The sequence below is a fragment of the Rhodovulum sp. DZ06 genome (assembly GCF_050586345.1).
Classification (GTDB): domain Bacteria; phylum Pseudomonadota; class Alphaproteobacteria; order Rhodobacterales; family Rhodobacteraceae; genus JBOCEF01.
Map to the genome: position 1 here is coordinate 27,341 of NZ_JBOCEF010000015.1, position 24,197 is coordinate 51,537.

Genomic DNA, 24,197 nt, shown 5'->3' on the forward strand with positions numbered 1-24,197 from the left:
TGCCTCCCTCCCCCACACCCCCTCCCTCCGCAGACTGCGTTGCGCGCCGATGCCGCCGTGGCGCCTGCCTTCGGATAGACCTGCGGATCGACGGGCCTCCGCCCGCAGCGCGCGCGAGGGCGCAGGCCGGGTCAAGGATCGCGCAGCGACCCCCGCAGCGGGCTTGTCCTTGACGCGGCCGAAGCCCGACCAATCCTCGTAATTGCGACCTGAGGGAGCCCGTCTCCCTCAGGCGCTTCTCAGCAGGATCCCAACGCCTGCCCCCCGCACCGCCTTTCCCATCCCGGGCGCAACAGACGCGCATCGGGGGAGTTCGAGGGGGCCCCGCCCCCTCGAGCGGGGGCTCCGGGGGCGGCAGCCCCCGCCACCCCTTGCCTCCCCGCCCCCCTCGCAATACCTCTCCCCCCGCAACACGGAGAGCGGCCATGAGCATCACCCAAGACGACATCCGCAAGGCGCTGTCCCGCGTCATCGACCCCGTCACCGGCAAGGACCTCGTCGCCCTCGACTGGCTGCGCGCCCCGCAATTCGACGCCGGGACCGCGCGCTTCATCCTCGAGGTTCCGGCCGAGCGCGCCCCGACGCTGCAATCCGTGACCGCCGCCGCCGAGGCCGCCGTCGGCGCCCTGCCGGGGGTCGAGAAGGCCACCGCCATCCTCACCGCCCATGGCCCCGCCCCCGCCGCCGCGCCGGAAAAACCCGCGCCCTCGCTGAAGATCGGCGGCCACCCCAAGCCGCAGGCCGAGCGCAACATCCCCGGCGTGAAGACCATCATCGCCGTCTCCTCGGCCAAGGGCGGCGTGGGCAAGTCCACCGTCTCCTCGAACCTCGCCGTCGCGCTGGCGCAGGCGGGCAAGACGGTCGGCCTGCTGGATGCGGACATCCACGGCCCCAGCCAACCGAAGATGATGGGCGTGTCCGAGCGCCCCACCTCGGACGGCAAGATCATCAAGCCGCTCACCGCGCACGGCGTCACCATGATGTCCATCGGCCTGATGCTCCCCGAGGACGAGGCGGTGATCTGGCGCGGGCCGATGCTGATGGGCGCGCTGCAGCAGATGATGACGCAGGTGGCCTGGGGCGCGCTCGACGTGCTGGTCATCGACCTGCCGCCGGGCACCGGCGACGTGCAGCTCTCGCTCTGCCAGAAGTTCGACCTCGCGGGCGCCATCATCGTGTCGACCCCGCAGGACGTGGCGCTGGCCGACGTGCGCAAGGGCATCGCGATGTTCCGCAAGCTCGAGGCCCCGATCCTGGGAATGATCGAGAACATGAGCGCCTTCATCTGCCCCCATTGCGGCGGCGAGGCGCATCCCTTCGGCCAGGGCGGCGCCAAGGCCGAGGCGGCGCGGGCGGGGATCCCGTTCCTCGGGGAGATCCCGATGGACCTGGCGATTCGCCTTGCCGGAGACGGCGGGACCCCGGTGGTCGCCGCCGCCCCGGACAGCCCCCAGGCCGCGGCGTTCAAGGCGCTGGCCGCGCAGCTGGTCGAGGCCGGGACCGTCTGATCCGGGCTTAAAGCGTCAGGGCGGCGTGAAAACCGCCCCGGCGGGCTTGCTGCAACTGCGAAGGCGGCGGACCCTTCGGAGGACATGAACAGTCCTCTGGGGGAGACTTGCCCATGCCTTGCCGCCTGCCCGTCCTCGGCGCCGCCTGCGCCCTCGCCGCCGCTCTCGTCGCCGCCGCCCCGGCGCAGGCGGCGGTGGTCAGCTTCATCTTCACGCCGGTGGAGCGGGTCTGGCCCGACCGCTTGCCCCTTACGGCGCAGTTTCTCGAGGGGGAGTCGATCCGCTTCGAGCTGACCTTCGACGAGACGCTGCCCGACACCGCGACGAGCTCCGCGCATGGCCGCTTCGACGACCCGGCGGCGCAGATGGTCTTTCGGGGCCTGACCTCGGGCGCCAGCCTTTCGATCACCGGCATGACGCGGCTGAGCTTTTACTCCCCGACTGCAACCAATCTCGGCGGCAGAGTGCTGATCGACCAGGATGCGCCGACGCCCGACATGCCCATCGCCCTGCGTAACGGCATCTCGCTCTATCCCACCGCGCCGCATTTCCTGGACCCGAACGTCCTGACGGAGGCCATGGCCGAACTCCGCGCCATCCGCAGCTTCGAGGCGACGACCGCCAGCGCCATCGTCAGCCAGTACATCGAACCGGCCTTCGAGGGCGACGGCACCCAGGAAACCCTCCTGCGCTTCTCCGAAACCGTCATCGCCGACGTGCCGGCGCCGCCCGCCGCCGCGCTGCTGCTCTCGGCGCTCGGCCTCGCCGCCTGGCGCCGCCGGGGCTGAGGCCGCGCGCGGGGCCTGCCCCCGCGCCCGCCCTCGCCCTCACTCGATGGGCGCCAGAAGCTCCGGCGCCGTCACCAGCTGGCGCACGCCGTGGGCGTGGTCCTCGCGGCTCGAATTCCCCTCGCACCAGCGGTGCAGCGAGGAGATGTCGAGCCGCGCGCATTGCGGGCGCACCGACCAGGTCACCTGGTAGGGCGAGCAGATCTGGTTGTCATAGCTCGTGCCCGTGGTGGAGCCGAGGAACTCCACCGGCTCGCCCGTCGAGCTCGGCAGCGCCTTGGGCTGCTGGAACCCGCCGATCATCTTCGGCGACTCGCTGAAATCCGCGAAATCCATCGCCGAGGGATCGTTCACCACAAGGAAGACCTGGCTTTCCACCCGCAGCTGCGGGTTCACGCAGGCGTCGTTGGAGCACGAGCCCAGCCCCGCCCCCGGGGCCACGTCGCAGCTTGAATGCACCCAGTGCACCTCCACCGTGTCGCCCGGCATCAACCCGCCGCAGGCGCCCTTGCCATCCGTCGGGTCGCGCAGCTCCGCCGCCGTCAGGGTCGGCGTCGCGTTGCACTGCCAGCCGCCGTGAGCGCCGGTGCCCGCGTAGATGTTGAAGCCCGGGCCCTTGTGCTCGGCCTGGGTGTGGAAATGGATGTTGCACAGGTTCATGGCCGTCGAGGGCGGGGCCATGTTGAAACGCCGCGTGTTTCGCCCCCAGCCCACGGCGATGTCGCGCGGCGTCTGCGGCCCGAAACCCTGGCACAGGCGCGGGCCGCCCGCCGGCGCGGCGGCCGCGTCGTGGGCCCCCTGCCCGGCGCCGTGGCCGCCTGCGGCGGGCTTCTCCGCCCCGTGGCCGCCGGCCGCGGCGATCACCGTCACCCCGGCCCCGCCCTCCGCCGTCGCCGGGTCCTGGGCGGGCGCCGGGGACGGGCGGGCGACGGGCGGGCGCATCACCGGTTCGGCGGCGCGGGCGCCCGCGGATGACGGCGCCGACAGCGCCGCCAGGGCGGCGATGAAAAGAAGGCGCGGCGCGGCGCGCGGGACGGACGACGACATGGGGGGCCTCGGGCGTTCGAAGTTCATGTTTGGATTGGTGTCAGGAAAATGTTTGCATTGCCTTAACCGTACGCCGCGCCGCCTTGGCGACGTCCGGCGCGACGCCGTGCAGTTTTCGCACGCCCCGCGCGAAGGAGCCGAATTGAATGATTGAATACATTGCAATTGATGACCCACGACTGTTCGTTCGCCTCGCGATCGCGCTGTACATCACGGGACTTCTGCTTCGAAACCAGGTGCACCTGCGCGTGTCGATCCTGGCCGGGTCCTTTTGCTACATCATGTACTACATGACCGGGCAGGCCACGCCGCAATGGGACGCCGCTTTCGGCAGCATGTTGATCGTGACGGCGAATCTGTACGGGCTCGGGACCCTCCTGCTCAGCCGCCTGGCCCTCGGGATGCGCGAGGACGAGCGGGCGATGCTCTCCGTGCTCGGGCCGGTGGAGCCGGGGCTGCTGCGCCGCCTGGTGCGGATGGGCGAGACGATGGAGACGCGCGAGGAGATCACCCTGACCCGCCAGGGCGAGCGCCCCGAGCGGCTGTGGTGGATCATCGAGGGCCGCGCGGGGGTGGAGAAGGACGGAAAGCGCTTCACCATCGACCCGCAGGTCTTCGTGGGCGAGGTGAGCTGGATGCTCGGCGGTCCCGCCACGGCGACGGTGACCCTGCCGCCGGGGGCGCGCTGCGTCAGCTGGGACCGGTCCGCGCTGCGCCGCAGGTTGGGCCGCAGGCCGCGGCTGGAGGAGGCGATGCACGCGATGATCGGCATGGACATGGCCCGCAAGGTCGCCCGCTCGCACCAGGCCGAGGGCGCCCGCCCGGCGGCCGCGGCGGTCTGATCCGCGCCCAGGTCCCGCGGGGGTTGAACGCCGCCGCCCCCGTGCGCCGGGACGCCCGGCCGCGGCGGTTTCGGTTGCTTTCACGCGAAACCGGCGTTCACTGGTCGCATTAACCAGGACCGCCGCGGCGCCCGTGACCGTCGGCGGATCCACCGACATACCGGGAGGGTCCCATGTGGCAGGACCTCGTCTCCGCCCCGTACGAGGCGCTCGCGCTCGGCATCGCCGCGCTGGGCGCCTTCGGGCGCGGGCGTTGCACGCTGCGGCTGGCGCTGGCCGCGGCGGCGACCGTCGCGCTCGGCTTCCGGGCGCTGGACCCCGCCGCCCCGACCGGGCTGGCGGACGCGGCGCTGGCGCTCGGCCTCGCCGGGCTGGGCCTGTCGATCCGCGGCAAGCTGGCGGCCGGCGCCGCGCCCCCGGCCGAGGCGCCGCATGTCCCCGAGGCCCGGGCCGCCCGCGCCGCCCTGCCCCATGTCACCGACGCGCAGTTCGCCGCGCTGATGCGCCTCGCCCATGCCGGGTCGACGGCGCACGAGGCGCTGCTGACCGCCCCCGGGCGGCGGCCCGACGCGCTGTGGCTGGCGCTGTCCGGGAACCCGCGGGTGGCGCATGGAACGGTGCAGCATGACCGGCTCGCGCCCTGTTTCGTCGGCGCGCTGAGCTGGCTGAACGACGCGCCCGCCACCGCCGAGGTGCACCTGCCCGCGGGGGCGCATTTCGTGGCCTGGCCGCGCGCGGCGCTGCGCGAGGCCGTCGCCGCGGACCCCGAACTGGGCGAGGCGCTGGAGGCCGAGCTGGCCCATGACATGGCCGCGCGGATGGTCGAGCAGGCGCCGCGCCCCGCCCGCCCGGTCCCGCCCGCCCCGCGCCGGGACGCGGGGCTGCAGCACGTGGACGGCCCGGCCTGGGGAACCGGCGCGGGCGGGTCGGGGTAAAGCCCCCTACACCGCCTGCAGCATGTCGGCCCGGGGCATCAGGCTCAGCAGGCTGCGCGTGTACTCGTGCCCCGGCGCCTCGAACAGCTGCTCGGTCGGCGCGATCTCGCAGATCTCCCCGTGGCGCATCACCGCCACCCGGTCGCACATCTGCCGGATCACCGGCAGGTCGTGGGAGATGAAGAGCATGGTCAGGCCCAGCTCCTCCTGCAGATCGCGCAGAAGGTTGAGGATGGTGGCCTGCACCGACACGTCGAGGGCCGAGGTCGGCTCGTCGCAGATCAGGATCCGCGGGCGCGAGGCGAGCGCCCGGGCGATGGAGATGCGCTGCCGCTGCCCGCCCGAGAACTCGTGCGGGTAACGTTTCGCCGCCGCGGCGCCGAGGCCCACGTGGTCGAGAAGGTCGCCGACGATGCGCCGGGTCTCGGCCTCGGATGTCGTGAGTTTGAAGAAGCGCATCGGCTCGGCCACGATGTCCTGCACCCGCATCCGCCCGTTGAGCGAGCTGTACGGGTCCTGGAAGATCATCTGCAGCGCCCGGCGCGCGGCCGTGATGCGCGCATCGCGCCTGGTGCCGGTCACGTCCACCCCGTTGATGCGGATCGCGCCGCTGTCGGGGGTGTAGAGGCCCGCGATCATCCGCGCGACGGTGGACTTGCCGGACCCAGATTCCCCCACCAGCCCGAAGCTTTCCCCCGGCGCGATGGCGAAATTGGCGTCCTTGACCGCCTGCAGCCGCTTGCGGTTCTTGGGCAGGATCGCCTTGGTCAGCGCGAAGCTCAGGTTCAGCGCCTCGACCTCCACCGCAGGCGTGCCCGAGCTTTCGGGCCGCTCGCCCTCGCCCAGCCAGTGGGTGCGGATGTCGATCCGCTTGGCCTCGGCCGCCCCGCCCTCGATATAGTCGACGGAGGCGAACCGGTGCAGGCGCTTGTCCGGGCGCGGCACGGCGGCGATCAGCGATTTCGTATACTCATGCCGCGGGGCGCCGAGCACCTGGGCCACGTCGCCGGTCTCCACCACCTCGCCGCGATACATCACGCAGACGCGGTCGGCGATCTCGGCGATCACGCCGATGTCGTGGGTGACGATGATGCAGCCCGCGTTGCGCTCCTTGCACAGCCGCTTGATGAGGTCGAGGATCTGCGCCTGGATCGAGACGTCGAGCGCGGTCGTCGGCTCATCCGCGATGATCAGGTCCGGGTCCCCGGCCAGCGCCAGCGCGATCACCACGCGCTGCCGCATCCCGCCCGAGAACTGGTGCGGATAGGCCTTCAGCCGCGCCTCGGCCTCCGAGATGCCGACCTGCTCCAGCAGCTCCACCGCGCGGGCCTTCGCCTCGCGCTCGCGGATGCCGAGGGTCTTCTGGATCGTCTCCACCAGCTGCTCGCCCACCGTCAGCAGCGGGTTGAGCGAGGTCTGCGGGTCCTGGAAGATCATCCCGATCCGGTCGCCGCGGATCCGGCGCATCTCGTCCTCGGTCTTGCCGCGGATCGACTGGCCTTCGAAGATGATCTCTCCGCCCGCCACGCGGCCCGGCGGCTCCAGCAGATCGATGATGGCGGATCCGATGGTGGATTTGCCCGCCCCGGATTCCCCGACCAGCCCCAGGATCTCCCCCGGCGCCACCTGCAACGACACCCCCTTGGCCGCGCGAATGACGCCGCGGCGGGTGGGGAATTCGACCTCGAGGTCCTTGATCGACAGCAGCATCAGCGAAGCTTCGGATTGAGGGCGTCGCGCATCCAGTCGCCCAGCAGGTTCACTGCGAAGACGAGGACCACGAGCGCGATGGCCGGGAACAGGGTGATCCACCACAGGCCGGAGAACAGGAAGTCGTTCCCGACGCGGATGAGGGTGCCGAGCGACGGCGTGGTCGGCGGGATGCCCTGCCCGAGGAAGGAGAGCGTCGCCTCGGCGATGATCGCCAGCGCAAGGCCGATGGTGGCCAGCACCAGCACGGGCCGCAGCACGTTCGGAAGGACATGGCGCAGCATGATCAGCCAGGACGGCAGGCCGATCACGCGGGCCGCCTGCACGTATTCCTTCTGCGCCTCGACCAGCGCCGCGCCGCGGGTGACGCGGGCGAATTGCGGCCAGTCGGTCAGGCCGATGGCGAAGATCACGACATAGACGGCGAGGGCGTCCCGGCTCTCGGGCGGCAGGGCGCTGCGGGCGATGCCGTTGATCAGGATGGCGGTCAGGATGCCGGGGATGGTCAGCTGCACATCGGCGATGCGCATGATCACCGCGTCCCAGGCGCCGCCGAGATAGCCCGCGATCACCCCAAGCGCGACGCCGAGGGTCATGCCAAGGCACACGGCGGCCAGCCCGACGAGGATCGACAGCCGCCCGCCATAGAGGATGGTCGAGAGCACGTCCCGCCCCTGGTCGTCGGTGCCGAGCAGGAACCGCTCGTCCCCGCCCTCCACGAAGCTCGGCGGCAGCTTGCCGTCCCAGAGGCTGATCGAGGCCGGGTCGAACGGGTCCGTCGGCGCGATCCAGGGGGCGAGGAAGCTCGCCGCGATCATCGAAAGCGCGATGAAGGCCGAGATCATCGCCGCCGGCGTGGTGAAGAAGGACCACGCGACGTCGCTGTCGAGCAGCCGGCCGAACCAGCCGCGGCGGCCTGCATGGGGATCGGTTTCGGACGAGGGTCTGGCGCCAAGCATGTCAGTTGCTCCCGATCCGGATGCGCGGGTCGATGACGACATAGAGAAGATCGACGATCAACGAGATCGCGACGAACATCAGCGCCACGAAGCACAGGTAGGCGGCCATGATCGGCACATCCACGAAGTCCACCGCCTGGATGAACATCAGCCCCGTGCCCGGCCACTGGAACACCGTCTCGGTGATCACCGAGAACGCGATCAGGTTGCCGATATTGATGCCGATGATGGTGATGACCGGCACCAGCGTGTTCTTCAGCGCGTGGCCGAAATTGATCGCCCGCTCCGACAGGCCGCGGGCGCGGGCGAACTTGATGAAGTCCGTGCGCATGACCTCGAGCATCTCCGAGCGCACGAGGCGCAGGATCATCGTGGTCTGGAACAGCGCCAGCGTCAGCGCGGGCAGGATGATCGCCCGCCAGCCGTCCACCGTCAGGAACGAGGTCTTCCACCAGCCGAGGTCCACCACCCCGCCGCGCCCCGAGGAGGGCAGCCAGCGCAGGTGCACGGCGAAGAGATAGATCAGCCCGATGCCGATGATGAAGGTCGGCAGCGACACCCCGATCAGCGAGGAGGACAGCAGGAAGCGCGACAGCCACGCCTTGCGCCTTATGCCGGTATAGACCCCGGCCGAGATCCCCAGCACCAGCGCGATCACGGCCGACACCGCGACCAGCTCCAGCGTCGCCGGAAGCCGCTCCAGGATCAGCTCGTTCACCGGGGTGCCGAGCCGGTAGCTCAGCCCGAAATCACCCGTCGCGGCATTGCCGAGGAAGCGCCCGAACTGCACCAGGATCGGATCGTCGAGGCCGAGCGCCTCGCGGATCTCGGCCCGGCGTTCCTGGGTGGCGTCCTGGCCGACCATGTTGCTCACGGGGTCGCCGACGAAATTGAACAGGGCGAAGGAGATGGCCGAGACGGCCAGCATCACCCCGATGCTCTGCACGAGCCTGCGTGCGATCACGCCGAACATGCGCGCTCCGATGTCGTTGGGATGGCATGGAACGCGCCGCCCCCGTCAGCGGGGGCGGCGCGCGGAAACGACCCGGGGGCGCGGGGCCCCCGGGCGCGCGGCGTCATTTCTTGACGGCGTAGGCGACGCGCAGGCGGTCGTCCGCCGCGATCGGGATGTCGAACGCATCCGACATCGCCCAGGCGATCACCTGGTGGTGGATCGGGATGTAGGGCATGTCCGCCGCCACCTGACTCCAGGCCATGTCGATCATCGCCGTGCGCTTGGGGATGTCCGTCTCGGTGGTGATCGCCGCGGTCACGGCGTCGACCAGCAGGTTGGAGTACCCGGTGGCGTTCCAGGACCCGTCGCTGTCGAGCAGGTACGAGAACACGTAGTGGGAATCGAGCGTCGGGACGCCCCAGCCCAGCATGTAGAAGTCGGTCTCGCGGTTGGCGATCTTCGGGAAGTGCTGGGCTTTCGGGATCGCCTCGAGGTTCACCTTCACGCCGATGCGCGCCAGCATCGACACGGTGGCCTGGCAGATCGCCTCGTCGTTGATGTAGCGGTTGTTCGGGCAGTCGAGCTGGACGGTGAAGCCGTCCGGGTAGCCCGCCTCTTCCATCAGCGCCTTGGCGCGGTCGAGGTCATACTCCCGCACCGCGTCCTGCTCGGGCGTGTTGCCGAGCACGCCGGGCGAGGTGATCATGCCCGCGGGGAAGGACAGCCCCTCCATCACAACGCGCTGGATCGCCTTCTTGTCGATGGCGAGGTTCATCGCCTCGCGCACGCGCTGGTCGGCGAAGGGGTTCTTGCCCTTGACGTCCGAGGAGCGCAGCTCGGCGATCCCCTGGTCCATGCCGAAGAAGATGGTGCGGACCTGGGGGACGGTCTTGTAGCCGAGCCCGTCGGCGCCGTCGATGCGCTTGAGGTCCTGCAGCGGCGGGTCGAGGATGAAGTCCACCTCGCCCGACAGCAGCGCCGCGACGCGGGTGGCGGCGTTGGAGATCGGGCGATACTCGACCGTGTCGATATTGCCCGGATAGCCCGCGGCCCAGCCCCACCAGTCGGGGTTGCGGGTCAGCACGGTCTTCTCGTCCGGGGCGCGGGAGACGAGCGCGTACGGGCCGGTGCCGTTGGCGTTGCGCACGGCGTAGGTTTCCTCGCCGGCCTTGAAGTCCTGGGCCATCTCGACCCCGTTCGCCTCGGCCCAGGTCTTGTCCATCATGAAGATGGAGGTGAGCTGGTTGGGCAGGATCGGGTTCGGGCCGGTGGTCACCAGCTTGACGGTGTAGTCGTCGATGATCTCGACCGCGGCGACGTTCTCGGCCTGCTCCTTGAAGTCCGAGGCGCCTTCGCGCGCGCGGGTGATGGAGAAGGCGACGTCCTCGGCGGTGAAGTCGGAGCCGTCATGGAACTTCACGCCCTGGCGCAGCTTCATGGTCCAGCCGTCGGGGGCGGCTTCCCAGCTTTCGGCCAGCGAGGGCACGAGGTTCATATCGGCGTCGCGGCGTACGAGCGTGTCGTACAGCATGTAGTTCATCGCGATGGTCGGCCCCTCGTTCTGCGCGTGGGGGTCCAGGGTCAGGGCGTCGCCCTGGCTGGTCCAGCGCAGCACGTTCTCGGCCGCGGCGGGGCCGGCGAGAAGGGCGGCGACGGATGCGCCGAGGATCAGGCTCTTTTTCATGGTGCTCTCTCCGCTGTCGTTGGTCCCGGGCGCACGGCGTTCGGCCGCGCCCCCGCCCGGACGGTCTTCGCCGTCTCGAACCGGGGGGCCGGGTCTGTTGGAAGACTGCAACGGCATTCCGCAGGCGGCAAGCGGCGAACCCGCGTTTCATTCAGGCGACGTAGCGTAAGGAGGGGGCGGCGCGCTCGAAATCGGGGGGCGGCGCCCGCGTTTTCGGCGCCTTTGCAGGGGTTTCGCCCAGAGTTCGGGCGCCCCGGGCCGCCCTGCGGGTTTCCGCTCGCGAAAATGTGACCGATTGGTAAAACCCGGACCCGCGCCGCGCGCCCGTCCTCGCCGGGCGGCGGCGCGCCTGCGGGGCGCCTCATCGCCCCGGGCGGTCGACGCCCCCGCCCCTTGCGCCCGAGGGTTGATGCGGCCCGCGCGCCGGCAGGGGGCGCGGGCCGGGGGCCGCCCGCGCAGCGCCGTCGGCCGGTCTCGCGCGCCAGCGCCGGCCGGGCGCCGCCGGGGCGAAAGCCGCGGTCGGCGCTGCGCCGCTTCGCCGCCGCGCAGCCGAACGACGCGCGGTCTGCCGCTGCGTAGCCGCCGCCGCCCGGGCGGCCCCGCGGAAAAGAACCTGTCGGAGCTGCGCCCCACCGTCGCCCAATGCGCAACCGAAGGGAGCGCGGTGCGCCACCGTCGCGTATCGGAGCCGCCCGGGCTGCCCCAAGGCCAAAGCGCCAGTCAGCGCCGCCCCCCTCTACTGCGCCATGCGCAGAAGAAGGACGCACGGTTCACCGGCCTCGCGTATCGGCGTCGCCCGGACGGCCCTCGGGCGAAATCTCCGGTCGGAGCGGCGCCGCTCCGCCGCCCGCAGCGCCGCCGAACGAAGCGCCGTCCGTCATCGCCTCTCATCGAGGTCGCCCGGCGGCCCCAAGGCCAAAGCCCCGGCCAGCGCTCCGCCCTGCCTCCGCCCCACGCGCAACCGAAGGAACCGCGGTTCGCCGGCGTCACGTATTCAGCGTCGCCCGGACGGCCCCGGGACGATAGCACCGGTCAGCGCTGCGCCCCGCCCCCGCCCGTCGCGCAGCCCAACGAAGCGCGGTCCAGCCACGCGCACCACAGCGACACCGGGCCCACCGCCCCCCCGCCAGACGACGCCAGGCCCACCGACGCCCAGCCAGACGACGCCCGGTCAGACGACACTTGTCCGAACGCTGAGCACCCCGGGGATGCGCGGCCGCCTGAGATGCGGCGAAACGAAAAGGCCCGCACGCGCCAGAAGACGCGTGCGGGCCATATGCGGCAGGCGGCCTGCAGGCTCGCCCGCAGGTCGATGTCGGCTCCACGCGCGGTTCTGCACGCGGCGCCGCCCGTAAGGGCCGCCGGAGCGCGAGACGTTCACCCTCGCGCGTGCGTGGGGGTCGGCGACCCCGGCCCGCCGGGCCCGAAGGCCCGGCGCGGCGGATGCGCCCCGGTAAGGCGCGGACCTCAGGCGCGGATCTTCACCGGCGCTTCTTCCGGCGCGGGATCGCGCAGCACGTAGCCGCGGCCCCAGACCGTCTCGATGTAGTTCTCTCCGCCCGTCGCCTGGCTCAGCTTCTTGCGCAACTTGCAGATGAACACGTCGATGATCTTCAGCTCCGGCTCGTCCATGCCGCCGTAGAGATGGTTCAGGAACATCTCCTTGGTCAGCGTGGTGCCCTTGCGCAGGCTCAGGAGCTCCAGCATCTGGTACTCCTTGCCCGTCAGGTGAACCGGCTTGCCCTCGACATCCACCGTCTTGGCGTCGAGGTTCACCTTCACCTTGCCGGTGGAGATCACCGACTGGGCGTGCCCCTTCGACCGGCGCACGATGGCGTGGATTCGCGCCACCAGCTCCTCCCGGTTGAAGGGCTTCGTGAGGTAGTCGTCCGCGCCGAACCCGAAGCCCTTGATCTTGCTCTCGGTTTCTCCGTCGCCGGACAGGATCAGGATCGGCGTCTCGATCTTGGCCAGCCGCAGCTTCTTCAGCACGTCGTAGCCCGTGATGTCGGGCAGGTTGAGATCCAGCAGGATCAGGTCGTAGTCGTAGAGCTTGGCGAGGTCGATCCCCTCCTCCCCCAAATCCGTCGAGTAGACGTTGAGGTTGGCGTTGCGCAGCATCAGCTCGATGCTCTGCGCGGTCGCGGGATCATCCTCGATCAGCAGGACTCGCATGGCACGGCTCCGTCAGGGTGAACGTCAGGTTCGTCACACTGGTTGATAAACCTCAATGAACCGTTACCACCTTAACGGGCCCTGTCAGGAAAATTCAACTCTTGGTTGAACGATATCTCTGGAGCGCGGTCGTGCGCAGCGCGTTGACCCCGTGCTGGGCCGTCGCCTGGCACCAGCTGTCCAGCTCTTCCTCGCTCAGGTCCCAGCGCGCGCAGGCTTCCTCGGGGGACAGCATCCCGCCGGTCACCGCCGCCACCACCGCCGCCTTGCGCCGGGCCACCCAGCGGCGCGTGTTCGGGCTCGGCAGATCCTCACGGGTCAGAAGCGCCCCGTCCGGCCCGACGACCTTGTCGGGACGGCTTTCCTGTTCTCTCATCATGGCAGACCCCTCGTCCGCTAATTGCACTCACCACCGCCGCGAAGGGTATGGGACGGTGTTTAAAGGCTGGTGAAGGACGCGCCCGACCCTTGCCCGCGCCCCCCGCGCCCGTTATGTGCGCCGAGAAAGGAGCCGCCATGCCCGCCCCGCTCAACTCCCTCGGACTGCCCAAGCCCCCCGCCGAGACGCGCGTCGTCGCCGCCATGTCCGGCGGCGTGGACAGCTCGGTCGTGGCCGCGATGCTGGCCGAGGAGGGCTACGACGTGGTCGGCGTGACGCTCCAGCTCTATGACCACGGCGCGGCGCTGGCCAAGAAGGGCGCCTGCTGCGCGGGGCTCGACATCCGCGACGCGCGCCGGGTGGCCGAGACCAAGGGCTTCCCGCATTACGTGCTGGATTATGAGAACATCTTCCGCGAGGCGGTGATCGAGGAATTCGCCGACGCCTATCTCGCCGGCGCCACCCCGATTCCCTGCATCCGCTGCAACGAGCGGGTGAAGTTCAAGGACCTGCTGCAGACAGCGAAGGAGCTGGGGGCCGACTGCATGGCCACCGGCCACTACATCCGCCGCGTCGACGGGCCGAACGGGCCCGAGCTGCACCGCGCCGCCGACCCGGACCGGGACCAGAGCTATTTCCTGTTCTCGACCACCCGCGAACAGCTGGCCGCGCTGCGCTTCCCGCTGGGGGATCTCGTGAGCAAGGCCGAGACGCGGGAACTGGCCCGCCGCCATGGCCTCTCGGTCGCGGACAAGCCCGACAGCCAGGACATCTGCTTCGTGCCGCAGGGCAAGTACACCGACGTGATCGAGAAGCTGCGCCCGGGCGCGGCGGAGCCGGGGGAGATCGTCCATCTCGACGGAACGGTCCTCGGGACGCATCGCGGCGTCATCCACTACACCATCGGCCAGCGCCGCGGCCTCGGCATCAGCAGCGCCGCGCCGCTCTATGTCGTGCGGCTCGACGCGGACGCCCGCCAGGTCGTGGTCGGCCCGAAGGAGGCGCTGGGCACGAAGCGGATCGGCATCGGCGAGGTCAACTGGCTCGGCGACGGCGATTTCCAGGACGCGCCCGAGGGGGGGTGGGAGATGCGGGTGAAGGTCCGCTCCACCCGCCCGCCGGCGCCGGCGATGGTCCGCCCCACCGGGCCGACGACCGCCGAGGTGGAGCTGATCGGCGTGGAAGAGGGCGTGGCCCCCGGCCAGGCCTGCGTCTTCTACGCGCCCGAGGGATCCCGCGTGTTCGGCGGCGGCTGGATCAAGACCCGGGCGTAAACCCGCCCCGGCCCGCTCACCACATGGTCTGCGCCGCCCGCGCCGCCCAGCTCCCGTCATAGCTCTCGGCGTCGAAGCCCGCCTTCAGCTCGCGCAGCGCCTCGCCCGGGGTGGGCAGTCCGTCCGCCGCCGACTGCGCGGCCGCGTCCCACAGGCCCGCGCGGATGATGGCGCGGGCGCACTGGAAATAGATCGCCTCCACCTCCACCACGATCACCGTGCGCGGCGGCTTGCCCTCCACCGCGAAGCCGTCCCGCAGGCCCTCGTCATCGGTGATCCAGGCCCGCCCGTTGACCCGCAGCGCGTTGCCATGGCCGGGGACGAGGAACATCAGCCCGACCCGGGGATCGCGGATGATGTTGCGCAGCGAATCGATGCGGTCATTGCCGCGCCGGTCGGGGATCAGCAGCGTCGAGGGCCCCGCCACCCGCGCCGCCGCCCCCCGGTCGCCGCGGGGCGAGCAGTCCAGCCCCTCCGGCCCCGCGGTGGCGAGGGCGAAGAAGGGCGCGGCCTCGATGATCTTCCGGTAGGCCGGGGTGAAGACGGCGGCCTCCTTCACCAGCGACGCCTCGCCGGGGGTTCCATAGAGGGCGTGGAGATCGTCCAGGGTCTCGATGCGGCGCATGGGGGCCTCCTGCGGCGGGGGAAGAGAGGGGGCGCGGAAACGCGAACGCCCGCCCCGACGGCCGGTCGGGGCGGGCGTTGATCGGCCGTCGGGCGGGACCCTCAGTGGGTCCAGGCGCCGCGCCGCTCGGTCGCGAAGTTCGCGCCATAGCCCTTGGCGCGGATGTTGTGCTTGCGCTCCTTCGGCTCATAGGCCTGGAAGGGGATGCCGTGGCGGCGGGCGTAATCCTCGGCCGCCTCGCGCGAGTCGAAGGTCAGCTTCACCTGGCCGCGCATGTCGCCCGAGCCCGTCCAGCCCATCAGCGGGTCGATCGCCTTGGCCTGTTCGGGCGCGTATTCCAGCACCCACTGGTGGGTCTTGGCCGTGCCGGACTGCATGGCGGTCTTGGCGGGACGGTAGATGCGGGCGAACATGGGCTGGCGCTCCTCGGCTGGAACTGTTTGGCCACGGTATGCACCGGGGCGCCGCGCCGCGCAAGCGCAGGCGGCGCCGCATGGGGACGCGGGGGGAAGAGCGGGCATGGAAACGAAGATCACGCTGCGCGAGGTCCGGGACCCGGTGCGCGAGATCCCGGACCCGGACGCCCCGCGCAGGCTGCGGGCCTGCCTGCTGTGCTGGCGGCTCTGCTGGGCGGGGCTCGCGGCGGTGTTCCTCTCGGCCGTCGCGGCCGGGGTCGGCGGGGGCGTCCCCGTTTCGCTGGAGCTGACGGGCGGCGTCTGCATGTTGTCCCAGGGGGGCGGTCTTCACGGCGCGCACGAGGTGTCCTGCACCCTGCGCGCCGCCATGTTCGCAGCCCTGGCGACCTTCGCCCTGGGCTTCCTCGCCCTCGCGGTCGGCGTCCTCGTGTGGAGGTCCGGGCCCTGCGCCGAGGCGCACGCGGCGCTGGCCGCCGCCTCGGTGGCGCGCACGAAGGCCCGGGCGGCGCGGGCGCGGGCGCGGGCCGAGGCGGCGCGGGAGGCGCGGGCGGCCCGCAACGCCGAAGCCGCGGCGGCCGGGGCCGAGGCCCGCGCGCACAGGAAAGCGGCGCGCAGGGCCGCGCAGGGGAAAGGGGACTGAGACGATGCGCGCGCCCGACCTGAACGCCCCCGGCCCGAGCGCCCCCGACCCGAACGCCCCCGCCGCCGCGCGCGACGAGGACGCCCCGGACCCCAACGCCCCGCGGCGCGCCCGGTTCTGCCGGTTCTGCTTCCGCGTCGGGGCGACGGGCATGGGCGCGATGATGGCGGCCGCGTTCCTCTTCACCGCCATCGCCGTCCTCTGGCCCGCGGGCGGGGCGGCGCCCTGCACCATCCCCCTCTGGCTGCCCCTGCAGATCGACGTCGCCTGCGCCGTGGAAACGCCGCTGCTGCTGATCTCCGGGCTGGGCCTGCTGCTCGGCCTGCCGGTGATGGTCGGCATGGCGTTCTGGTCCCTGCCCCTGTGCGCCGAGGCAAGGGACGCGCAGCTGAAGGACCAGCTGCGCCGCGAGGCCCCGATGCGCGCCGCGGCGAAGGCGGCGCGCGCGGCGCGGCGCCGGAAGGTCGACGCGCAGGCCGAGGCCCGGCGCGCGGCGCGCACGGCCCGCAAGGCCGAAGCCGCGGCGGCCGAGGCCGAGGCCCGCGCGGCCCGCAAGGCCGCCCGCAAGGCGGCGCGCGACGGGGGCTGAGCCGCCCCGCCCCGCCCGTCCTCGCCCGTCCCCGCCCGACCCCGCTCGTCCTCGCCCGCCCCCGCCCAGCCCGGCCCCAAAACGAAACGCGCCGGTTCGGGGGGTGAGGCCGAACCGACGCGCGGGTTTGAGTGATGTTCGAAAGGAGGCCGCCGACCGCGCGCTGGGAGCGAGGGGTGGGGTGGGTGGTGCTGGCGCAGGGCCGGCGGCTGCTCCGGCGGCGCCCATGTCCTCAGAACGTGGGGGTAGGGGCGCCGGCGAAGCCTCAGACCGCGTACGATCATGACTCCCTTCAGTTGCTGTCCCCGACCCGACCCTGGCGTGCGAACCCTGATCGGCCCGGCGACAAGGTCAACATCGTGCAAACAGGTTGCCGGAACGTTAACATGAACGGGACGCCCAGCATTCTGCGCAAGTTTTTCGAAGCTTCGCGGACCCTCCTGACACCCCCTGTCGGCAACGTCCCGCGGCGTGGTTGAATCCCGCCCGCAAAGGCGCACATTGCGCTTCCGGAGGCCCTCGCGATGTACAACAACCGACCCGACCACATGCCCGACCTGCCCTACGACGCGCCCCAGGCCGGGAACGCGCGCGCGGCCAAGGCCAAGCTCGAAGGCGGCGTGCGCCTCGAGATGGTGACGGAGTTCGAGCCCGCCGGCGACCAGCCCACCGCGATCCGCGAGCTGGTCGAGGGCCTCGGCGGCGGCGAGCATGACCAGGTCCTCCTCGGCGCCACCGGCACCGGCAAGACCTTCACCATGGCCAAGGTGATCGAGGAAACCCAGCGCCCGGCGATCATCCTCGCGCCCAACAAGACCCTCGCCGCGCAGCTCTATGGCGAGTTCAAAAAGTTCTTCCCCAACAACGCGGTGGAGTATTTCGTCTCCTACTACGACTATTACCAGCCCGAGGCCTACGTCCCCCGCACCGATACGTTCATCGAGAAGGAGTCGCAGATCAACGAGCAGATCGACCGGATGCGCCACTCGGCCACCCGGGCGCTGCTGGAGCGCGACGACGTCATCATCGTCGCCTCCGTGTCCTGCATCTACGGCATCGGCTCGGTCGAAACCTACACCGCGATGACCCAGGACCTGGTCGCGGGCAATGAATACGACCAGCGCGAGGTGATGCGCGAGCTGACGGCCCAGCAATACAAGCGCAACGACGCCGCCTTCCAGCGCGGCGCCTTCCGGGTGCGCGGCGACTCGCTCGAAATCTGGCCCGCCCACCTCGAGGACCGCGCCTGGCGCCTGTCGTTCTTCGGAGAAGAGCTGGAGACGATCCAGGAATTCGACCCCCTGACCGGCGAGAAGACGGGGAGCCTCGAGAAGGTCCGCATCTACGCCAACTCCCACTACGTCACCCCCCGCCCGACGATCCAGCAGGCCATCAAGGGCATCAAGGAAGAGCTCGCCGTCCGCCTCAAGCAGCTCGAGGGCGAGGGCAAGCTGCTCGAGGCCCAGCGCCTCGAACAGCGCACCAAGTTCGACCTCGAGATGCTCGAGGCCACCGGCGTGTGCAACGGCATCGAGAACTACTCGCGCTACCTCACCGGCCGCGCGCCCGGGGAGCCGCCGCCCACCCTGTTCGAATACATCCCCGACAACGCCATCGTCTTCGCCGACGAATCCCACGTCTCGGTCCCGCAGATCGGCGCCATGTACAAGGGCGACTTCCGGCGCAAGATGACGCTGGCCGAGCACGGCTTCCGCCTGCCGTCCTGCATGGACAACCGCCCGCTGAAGTTCGAGGAATGGGACGCGATGCGCCCCGACAGCGTCTTCGTCTCCGCCACCCCCGCGGCGTGGGAGATGGAGCGCGCCGGCGGCGTCTTCGCCGAACAGGTGATCCGCCCCACCGGCCTGATCGACCCGCAGGTCGAAATCCGCCCCGTGGAAGTCCAGGTGGACGACCTGATCGACGAGGTCCGGCAGGTGGCGGCGAAGGGCGGCCGCGTGCTCTGCACCGTGCTGACCAAGCGGATGGCCGAGGACCTGACCGAGCACATGCACGAACAGGGCATCCGCGTGCGCTACATGCATTCGGACATCGACACGATCGAGCGGATCGAGATCATCCGCGACCTGCGCCTCGGCGCCTTCGACGTGCTGATCGGCATCAACCTGCTGCGCGAGGGGCTCGACATCCCCGAATGCTCGCTGGTCGCCATCCTGGATGCGGACAAGGAAGGCTTCCTGCGCTCCGAAACCTCGCTGATCCAGACCATCGGCCGCGCCGCGCGCAACGTGGACGGGCGGGTGATCATGTATGCCGACCGCGTCACCGGCTCGATGGAACGCGCGATCGGAGAGACCGAGCGGCGGCGCGAGAAGCAGATGGCCTATAACGAGGCCCACGGCATCACCCCCCAGACCGTGCGCAAGAACATCGAGGACGTGCTGGAAGGCACCTGGGACGGCGACACCGACATGTCCCGCGTCACCGCGAATGTCGGCAAGGGCCCCAAGCCGGGCGCCAACCTCGCCGCGCATCTCGAGGGGCTGAAGAAGGACATGATCAAGGCGGCCGAGAACCTGGAGTTCGAGGAAGCCGCCCGCCTGCGCGACGAGATCAAGCGCCTCGAGGCCGTGGAGCTGGCGGTGGCCGACGATCCGCTCGCCCGCCAGGCCGCGGTCGAGGCGGCGCAGGAGGAGGCGGTGAAGACCCGCGGCCGCTCCACCGCCGGGCGGCCCGGCCAGCGCGGCGGGGTCAAGCGCAAGGGCCGCGGGCGCTGAGCCCCGCCCCGGTCGCGGCGAGGCGGTTTTCGTCTTCGCCGCGGAAACGGTCCCGGGGCGCGCGCCGCCGGGGTCGACGCCCCGGCGACCGTCATCTTCGCAGATACGAATCAATTCATTGCGCAACCGACGTCCCGGGCCCGCTTTCCGCCGCGTCCGGGGGGCGCTTCGGCCGTTTGCCCAATAGACCGGCGCCCGGCGCGGCACGTTTTCGTCACTTTTAACGCTTCAATGATGGATAATTGGAAATCCTCGCAACCACAGCGCGGTTTCCCAAGCTAAGCTGACCTCATAGATGAATGCGTCCTGACCACGAGGCGGCAGGGCGCGCGCGCCAGGGGGCCCCGTGACGTCCCCTGCGCGTACGGCACGCCTCGACCGGCGGAGCATTTTCCGCCGACTGCGAAGCGATGGGGGCTTGGCATGACTCACACTCGACCCAACCCGGCGCAGGCCGGCCCGTCGGCGTACCCGCCTTCCGGGGAAACCGGCGCCGACGATCCCGATCCGGACCGGGCCCGGGCCCCGGACGGGCCCGACGGCCGCTCCGGACCCCGAGGCGGCCCGCGCGCCGGGGAGCGCATCGAGGGCCGGTTCGGACTGTTCTCCGCCACCGCCCGGCCCGGCCCGACCGAAGGCGCCGAGGCCGCGGCCCGCGCCGCCGCTGGGGGCGGCGCCGCGGGGAACGCCCGGGACGCGGGCGCGGCGGGCTTCCGCCCCGACCCGCTGGCCGCCGCCTTCCTGCAGCTGATCGCCCATGACATGTGCCTCGCGCTCAGCCCCGAGACCCCGGGCGCGGCGCCCGCGGGCAACCGGCGGCGCGGGTGGATCGACCTCGATTCGATCTATGGCGACGGGCGCGATTCCCGCGGCCGGCCCGTCGGCGCCGCCGCCCTGCGCGACCCGCATTCCCCGCGCATGATGCGCCTGGCCGGCGGGCGCGGCGACGCGCCCGAGGGCCTGCCCTGGATCAACGGCCCCGAGGACCCCTGCCCCCTCGCCGCCCGGCCCTGCGGCTTCGCCCTGGCCCCGGCCGGCGACATGCGCCCGCCGCGCCCGCTGCTGGCCGATCCGCGCAATGGCGGCGATCCGCTGCTGGAGAAGCTGGTCCTCGCCGCCCTGCGCCTGCACAACCGCGCCGCGCTGGCGCTGGCGGACGAGGGCGTGCCCGAGAGCGACCCGACCATCGGCTTCCTGCGCGCGCGCGAGGAACTGCGGCTGCTGGTGCAGTGGCTCGCCCTCAACGCCGCCCTGCCCGCGCTGGCCGGGGATGACGCGCTCGAGGACGCGACGGACGCGGGCGCGCCGCTGTTCTCGCGCCTGGCCGAGCGGGAGGCGGGCGGCATCCCGCCCCTGCCGCTCGAACTCGTCGCCGCGCTGCTGCCGCTGGTCGCGCTGCATCGCGGCCCGGACGGCGCCGCGGGCGCGGACCCTGACCGCCTCGCGGCGCTGGTCGCGCTGGGGGGCCGGGCGGGGCTGCCCTCGGGGCAATGCGTGCACCGGATGGCCGCCTCGGCGCTGAAGCTGCGCATGGCGCCGATGACCGCGACCGAGATCGCCGACGGCCCCGGCGCCGCGGCGCTGTCCGGCCCGCTGTCCGAGGACACGCCCCTCGCGCTCTACCTTCTGCGCGAGGCGGAGGAGCGCGGCGACGGCGAGACGCTGGGCCCGCTCGGCGCCGCGCTGCTGGCCGAAACGCTGGTCGGCCTGGTGTCGCGCGATCCGATGTCCTACTGGCGCCGCCCCGGCGACACCGGCGGGCGCTGGCGCCCCGAGGACGGCGTGCTGCGCCGGAACGGGCGGCCCATCGTGACGCTCGAGGATTTCATCGCGGCGGCCGAGGACTGATCCCCCCGGCCAGGGACGAAAAGGGGCGGCGGGAGAGATCCCGCCGCCCCTTCTCTCAGGCCCGGCCCAGGCCCGCCCCGCCGCCCGGCGTCAGAGCGGCACGCCCGCCTCGCGCAGCGCCTCGGCCCATTCGCGGCCGGTCTCGAACCGCCCCGCGGGATGCGAGCCGAGATAGGTCGACACGCTCAGCCCCGGCTCCAGCCGCATCAGCTCCTGCGCCGCGCGGCGGGCCTCCTCGGTCAGGCCCAGCCGCTGCAGGGCGATGGTGCGCACCCGCAGGGTCGAGGGGTGGCGCCGGTTGCCGCAGAGCGAGCGGTTGGCCAGGTCCAGCGCCTCGGCATAGCGCCGGTCGGCGAGATAGGCGGTGGCCCCGAGCGAATCGTAGTAGTAGCGCTGCGGGTCGAGCGGCGAGAGCCGCCGCGCCCGCTCGGTGAAGCGCACCGCGTCGGCGGCCTGGTCGCGGAAGGCGTGCAGCGTGCCGAACAGCAGCCAGGCGAAGGCGTCGTTCTCGTCGACCTCGATGGCCTGGCGATAGCGCGTCTCGGCCACGTCCATCTCGCCGGCCAGGTGCGAATGCACGAAACCGTCGATGGTCAGCGCCGTCGGGTGCACCGGGTCGATGTCGAGCGCGCGCGCGGTCTCGGCCTTGGCCGCGGCGATGGCCTCGGCCCGCGCGCCGTCGCGCTCGCCGCCGAACCCCTTCATCACCCGCAGAACATGCCACTTGCCCAGCCAGGCGTGCAGCTCGGCCCGGCCCGGCACCCGCGCGACCGCGGCGTCCAGCATCTCCTTCGCCAGGAAGAACTGGGTGCGGTCGGCGCCGTGCATCAGCCCGATGGCGGCCATCAGCAGCTCGTGCACCGCGAGGCTGGGCAGCGGGCGCGCCCGCACCGCCTCGGCCGCCAGCTGCGCCGCCGCGCGCGAGGCGTCGACCACCACCGTGCGCGCCACGTCCAACTCGCCGCGCAGGAAGGTCGGCACGTCGCCGAAATGCTCGCGGCTTTCCAGCAGGCGCATCGACTGCGCGTCATGCAGGTCGACATTGAGCCGGAACCGCTCGCCCGAGGCGCGGATCTCCCCGGTCACCAGGAAGCGGGGGTTCAGCTCGGCCGTCACCTGCGGCAGCGTCGCCCGGCGCGCCGCGAAATGGCGCGAAGAGAGATGCGAGATCACGTTGAAGCCGCGGCTGCGCGACAGCGCGCGCGAGACGTCCTCGGCCAGCGCGTCGCCCAGGCCCCCGCCCGCGTCGTCTCCGAAATCGCGGAACGGCAGCACCGCGATGGCCGGCCGCAGCTCGAGATCGGGCGAGACCGCGAAGGGCGCGGCGGCGGCGGCGGCGGCGGCGGACATCAGCCCGCGCGCGGCGGCGAACGGGGCCGGGCCCGCGGGCGCCGGGGCCCGCGCCGCCGCTTGCGTCCCCGCGGCCGCGAGGCGCTCGGCCTCGAGCCGGTCGGGGATCCGCCCGGCGCGCATCTCGTCCCGGCGCTCCTGCAGCCAGGTGACGAAGGCCTGCTCCGAGCGCAGCTCCATCCCCTCGAGGAAATCGCCGTCGGCCGGATCGCCCGCGAGATCCACCATCGACAGGTTCAGCGTGACCCGGTCGCGGGTGGCGGTCAGCAGGTCGTCGGCCCGGTCGCCCAGCATCTTGCGCACCTGGGAGAGCGCGTTGCGCAGGCTGCCCTTGGCCTGGGCCGACTGCACGTTGCCCCAGAGCGTGTCCTGCAGGAACCCGCGCGTGCGCGAGCCTTGCGGCGACAGCGCGAGCATGGCGATCAGGGCCTGCTGTTTCGCCCCGAGGGCGAGCGGCGCGCCCCCAAGGAGTCCGAATTCGAAAGGCCCGTAAAGTTTCAAAAGGTATCGGATGGACATCGCGGCGCCCCCCTCGGCAATTCAATCGATAATTACACCGGAGTGACGCTTCGTTAGAAGTTCCGCAGCGGAAACTGACGCATTTTTAACGAAGGGCGTAAAATGCGCGCCCCGCCCGCGGCGATCCCGGCGGCCGCCGCCTCGACGCGGGGACGACGCCGGGACCGCGCCGCGGGACGCTTTCCAAAACCAGTTACCCCAATGCGGGCGCCCGCCCCGGCGGGCCCCGCGGCCGGGCCCCGCGGCCGGGCCCCGCGGCCGGCGATGGCGGCGCAGGGGTCGATCATGCAACGGGGGGCCGGAAAAGAAAATGCCCCCGTCCGGTGGGAGGATCCGGACGGGGGCTCTTGGCCTCGGGGCCGGAGGGAGGGTCCGGCGGCCTGGCCGTCGGCGGGTCCGTTCCGTCTGCGCGTCGGATCGCTGGGAGGAGGTGCGAGCCGTGCGCCGGGTCGGGAAGGGACCGGCCGATCCTGATTTCAGCGTCCCCGTCCGGTGGGAGGATCCGGACGGGGAGCTTGTCCTCGGCGGCCCGGTGGGGGGTCCGGGAGGGCCGAGGTCACGGCGGGGTCTTCCGGGCGGCGAGGGCGACGCGCTGGGAGGAGGTGCGCGGCGTCCGCCGGGTCGGAGAGACCGGGCCGATCCTTGTCTTTGAAGTCCCCGCCCGGTGGGAGGGTCCGGGCGGGGACCTTGTCCTCGGCGGCCCGGTGGGAGGTCCGGGAGGGCCGAGGTCACGGCGGGGTCTTCTGGGCGGCGAGGGCGACGCGCTGGGAGGAGGTGCGCGGCGTCCGCCGGGTCAGAGTGACCGGGCCGATCCTTGTTTCGAAGTCCCCGCCCGGTGGGAGGTTCCGGGCGGGGACCTTGCCTCGGAAGCCGGAGGGAGGGTCCGGGGTCCGAGGTCTCGATCAGAAGCCTGTGCGGCAGGGGCGACGCGCTGGGAGGAGGTGCGCGGCGCTCGCCGGGTCAGGCGGTCCGACCGTTTCCGTGAACCGTCGCGCCGCCGAAAGCGTCGCGGATGCCGGTCATCAGGGTGCGCAGCGCATGGGCGACGGCCTCGGCCTGAAGACGACGGGCGTCAGCCTCGATGTCGGACAGGGTCGGCAGGGTGTCGGTGCGCTTCATCGTCGTTCGCGGCCATCTCGGGCGGCCGCCCTTTCGTGTTCCGGGTGCTCCGGGCCGCCGCGTCTCGGCGCGACCGCCCTTGCTTGAGATTGAAGAT

20 protein-coding genes are annotated in these 24,197 nt (G+C 71.8%); 9 read left to right on the plus strand and 11 right to left on the minus strand.

Going from position 1 to position 24,197, the window contains the following annotated elements:
• Positions 1 to 425: 425 nt before the first annotated feature.
• Both ACQ5SO_RS08900 and ACQ5SO_RS08905 read left to right on the plus strand, forming a co-directional pair.
• A complete protein-coding gene (locus tag ACQ5SO_RS08900; protein WP_430941239.1) occupies positions 426 to 1,508 on the plus strand; it encodes a P-loop NTPase in 1,083 nt (360 codons plus the stop codon).
• 113 nt (positions 1,509 to 1,621) lie between these two features.
• A complete protein-coding gene (locus tag ACQ5SO_RS08905) occupies positions 1,622 to 2,296 on the plus strand; it encodes a hypothetical protein (RefSeq protein WP_430941240.1) in 675 nt (224 codons plus the stop codon).
• A 39-nt stretch (positions 2,297 to 2,335) separates the two neighbouring features.
• Here ACQ5SO_RS08905 and ACQ5SO_RS08910 read toward each other — a convergent pair whose 3' ends face one another.
• Positions 2,336 to 3,343 carry a delta-class carbonic anhydrase gene (locus ACQ5SO_RS08910; protein WP_430941241.1) on the minus strand — a complete coding sequence of 336 codons (1,008 nt, stop codon included), beginning with the start codon at positions 3,341 to 3,343 and terminating at the stop codon, positions 2,336 to 2,338.
• Positions 3,344 to 3,489: 146 nt separating this feature from the next.
• Here ACQ5SO_RS08910 and ACQ5SO_RS08915 point away from each other — a divergent pair, with 146 nt between their 5' ends.
• Entirely contained in the window at positions 3,490 to 4,185 is a 696-nt protein-coding gene (locus tag ACQ5SO_RS08915) for a cyclic nucleotide-binding domain-containing protein (protein WP_430941242.1), read from the plus strand.
• 173 nt (positions 4,186 to 4,358) lie between these two features.
• The gene (locus tag ACQ5SO_RS08920; protein WP_430941243.1) at positions 4,359 to 5,120 is read left to right on the plus strand and encodes a hypothetical protein; all 762 of its coding nucleotides are present in this window, start codon (positions 4,359 to 4,361) and stop codon (positions 5,118 to 5,120) included.
• A 6-nt stretch (positions 5,121 to 5,126) separates the two neighbouring features.
• Here the strand turns inward: ACQ5SO_RS08920 and ACQ5SO_RS08925 are convergent, their stop codons facing one another.
• From ACQ5SO_RS08925 to ACQ5SO_RS08950, 6 genes are all read right to left on the minus strand, one after another.
• Entirely contained in the window at positions 5,127 to 6,830 is a 1,704-nt protein-coding gene (locus ACQ5SO_RS08925; protein ID WP_430941244.1) for an ABC transporter ATP-binding protein, read from the minus strand.
• Positions 6,830 to 7,789, minus strand: coding sequence for an ABC transporter permease (locus ACQ5SO_RS08930; protein ID WP_430941245.1), 960 nt, complete (start codon positions 7,787 to 7,789; stop codon positions 6,830 to 6,832). The genes ACQ5SO_RS08925 and ACQ5SO_RS08930 overlap by 1 nt, the downstream gene beginning before the upstream one ends.
• Before the next feature lies 1 nt (position 7,790).
• Complete coding sequence (locus ACQ5SO_RS08935; RefSeq protein WP_430941246.1) at positions 7,791 to 8,762, minus strand: ABC transporter permease; 972 nt, start codon at positions 8,760 to 8,762, stop codon at positions 7,791 to 7,793.
• Between the two features lie 103 nt (positions 8,763 to 8,865).
• Positions 8,866 to 10,428 (minus strand): ABC transporter substrate-binding protein, encoded by a 1,563-nt coding sequence (locus ACQ5SO_RS08940; protein ID WP_430941247.1) that lies wholly within the window; start codon positions 10,426 to 10,428, stop codon positions 8,866 to 8,868.
• Positions 10,429 to 11,895: 1,467 nt separating this feature from the next.
• Positions 11,896 to 12,603, minus strand: a complete 708-nt coding sequence (gene ctrA / locus ACQ5SO_RS08945; protein ID WP_430941248.1) for a response regulator transcription factor CtrA — start codon at positions 12,601 to 12,603, stop codon at positions 11,896 to 11,898.
• Positions 12,604 to 12,697: 94 nt separating this feature from the next.
• Positions 12,698 to 12,982, minus strand: coding sequence for a DUF1153 domain-containing protein (locus ACQ5SO_RS08950; protein ID WP_430941249.1), 285 nt, complete (start codon positions 12,980 to 12,982; stop codon positions 12,698 to 12,700).
• 137 nt (positions 12,983 to 13,119) lie between these two features.
• On the opposite strand from ACQ5SO_RS08950, the gene mnmA reads away from it, so the two are divergent.
• Positions 13,120 to 14,256 (plus strand): tRNA 2-thiouridine(34) synthase MnmA, encoded by a 1,137-nt coding sequence (gene mnmA, locus ACQ5SO_RS08955; RefSeq protein ID WP_430941250.1) that lies wholly within the window; start codon positions 13,120 to 13,122, stop codon positions 14,254 to 14,256.
• A 16-nt stretch (positions 14,257 to 14,272) separates the two neighbouring features.
• On the opposite strand, the gene ACQ5SO_RS08960 is transcribed toward mnmA, so the two are convergent.
• Both ACQ5SO_RS08960 and ACQ5SO_RS08965 read right to left on the minus strand, forming a co-directional pair.
• Positions 14,273 to 14,881 (minus strand): pyridoxamine 5'-phosphate oxidase family protein, encoded by a 609-nt coding sequence (locus ACQ5SO_RS08960; protein WP_430941251.1) that lies wholly within the window; start codon positions 14,879 to 14,881, stop codon positions 14,273 to 14,275.
• Between the two features lie 101 nt (positions 14,882 to 14,982).
• Complete coding sequence (locus ACQ5SO_RS08965) at positions 14,983 to 15,294, minus strand: ETC complex I subunit (RefSeq protein ID WP_430941252.1); 312 nt, start codon at positions 15,292 to 15,294, stop codon at positions 14,983 to 14,985.
• Between the two features lie 106 nt (positions 15,295 to 15,400).
• On the opposite strand from ACQ5SO_RS08965, the gene ACQ5SO_RS08970 reads away from it, so the two are divergent.
• From ACQ5SO_RS08970 to ACQ5SO_RS08985, 4 genes are all read left to right on the plus strand, one after another.
• Positions 15,401 to 15,937, plus strand: coding sequence for a hypothetical protein (locus tag ACQ5SO_RS08970; RefSeq protein WP_430941253.1), 537 nt, complete (start codon positions 15,401 to 15,403; stop codon positions 15,935 to 15,937).
• Positions 15,938 to 15,941: 4 nt separating this feature from the next.
• Positions 15,942 to 16,526: a hypothetical protein gene (locus ACQ5SO_RS08975; RefSeq protein WP_430941254.1), complete on the plus strand. Its 585-nt coding sequence runs from the start codon at positions 15,942 to 15,944 to the stop codon at positions 16,524 to 16,526.
• 548 nt (positions 16,527 to 17,074) lie between these two features.
• Positions 17,075 to 19,264 carry an excinuclease ABC subunit UvrB gene (uvrB, locus tag ACQ5SO_RS08980; protein ID WP_430941291.1) on the plus strand — a complete coding sequence of 730 codons (2,190 nt, stop codon included), beginning with the start codon at positions 17,075 to 17,077 and terminating at the stop codon, positions 19,262 to 19,264.
• 423 nt (positions 19,265 to 19,687) lie between these two features.
• Positions 19,688 to 21,112, plus strand: coding sequence for a hypothetical protein (locus tag ACQ5SO_RS08985; RefSeq protein WP_430941255.1), 1,425 nt, complete (start codon positions 19,688 to 19,690; stop codon positions 21,110 to 21,112).
• Positions 21,113 to 21,202: 90 nt separating this feature from the next.
• Here the strand turns inward: ACQ5SO_RS08985 and ACQ5SO_RS08990 are convergent, their stop codons facing one another.
• Together ACQ5SO_RS08990 and ACQ5SO_RS08995 are read right to left on the minus strand one after the other, a co-directional pair.
• The gene (locus ACQ5SO_RS08990) at positions 21,203 to 22,981 is read right to left on the minus strand and encodes a hypothetical protein (RefSeq protein ID WP_430941256.1); all 1,779 of its coding nucleotides are present in this window, start codon (positions 22,979 to 22,981) and stop codon (positions 21,203 to 21,205) included.
• 960 nt (positions 22,982 to 23,941) lie between these two features.
• Entirely contained in the window at positions 23,942 to 24,100 is a 159-nt protein-coding gene (locus ACQ5SO_RS08995) for an RSP_7527 family protein (RefSeq protein ID WP_430941257.1), read from the minus strand.
• Between the last annotated feature and the right edge of the window lie 97 nt (positions 24,101 to 24,197).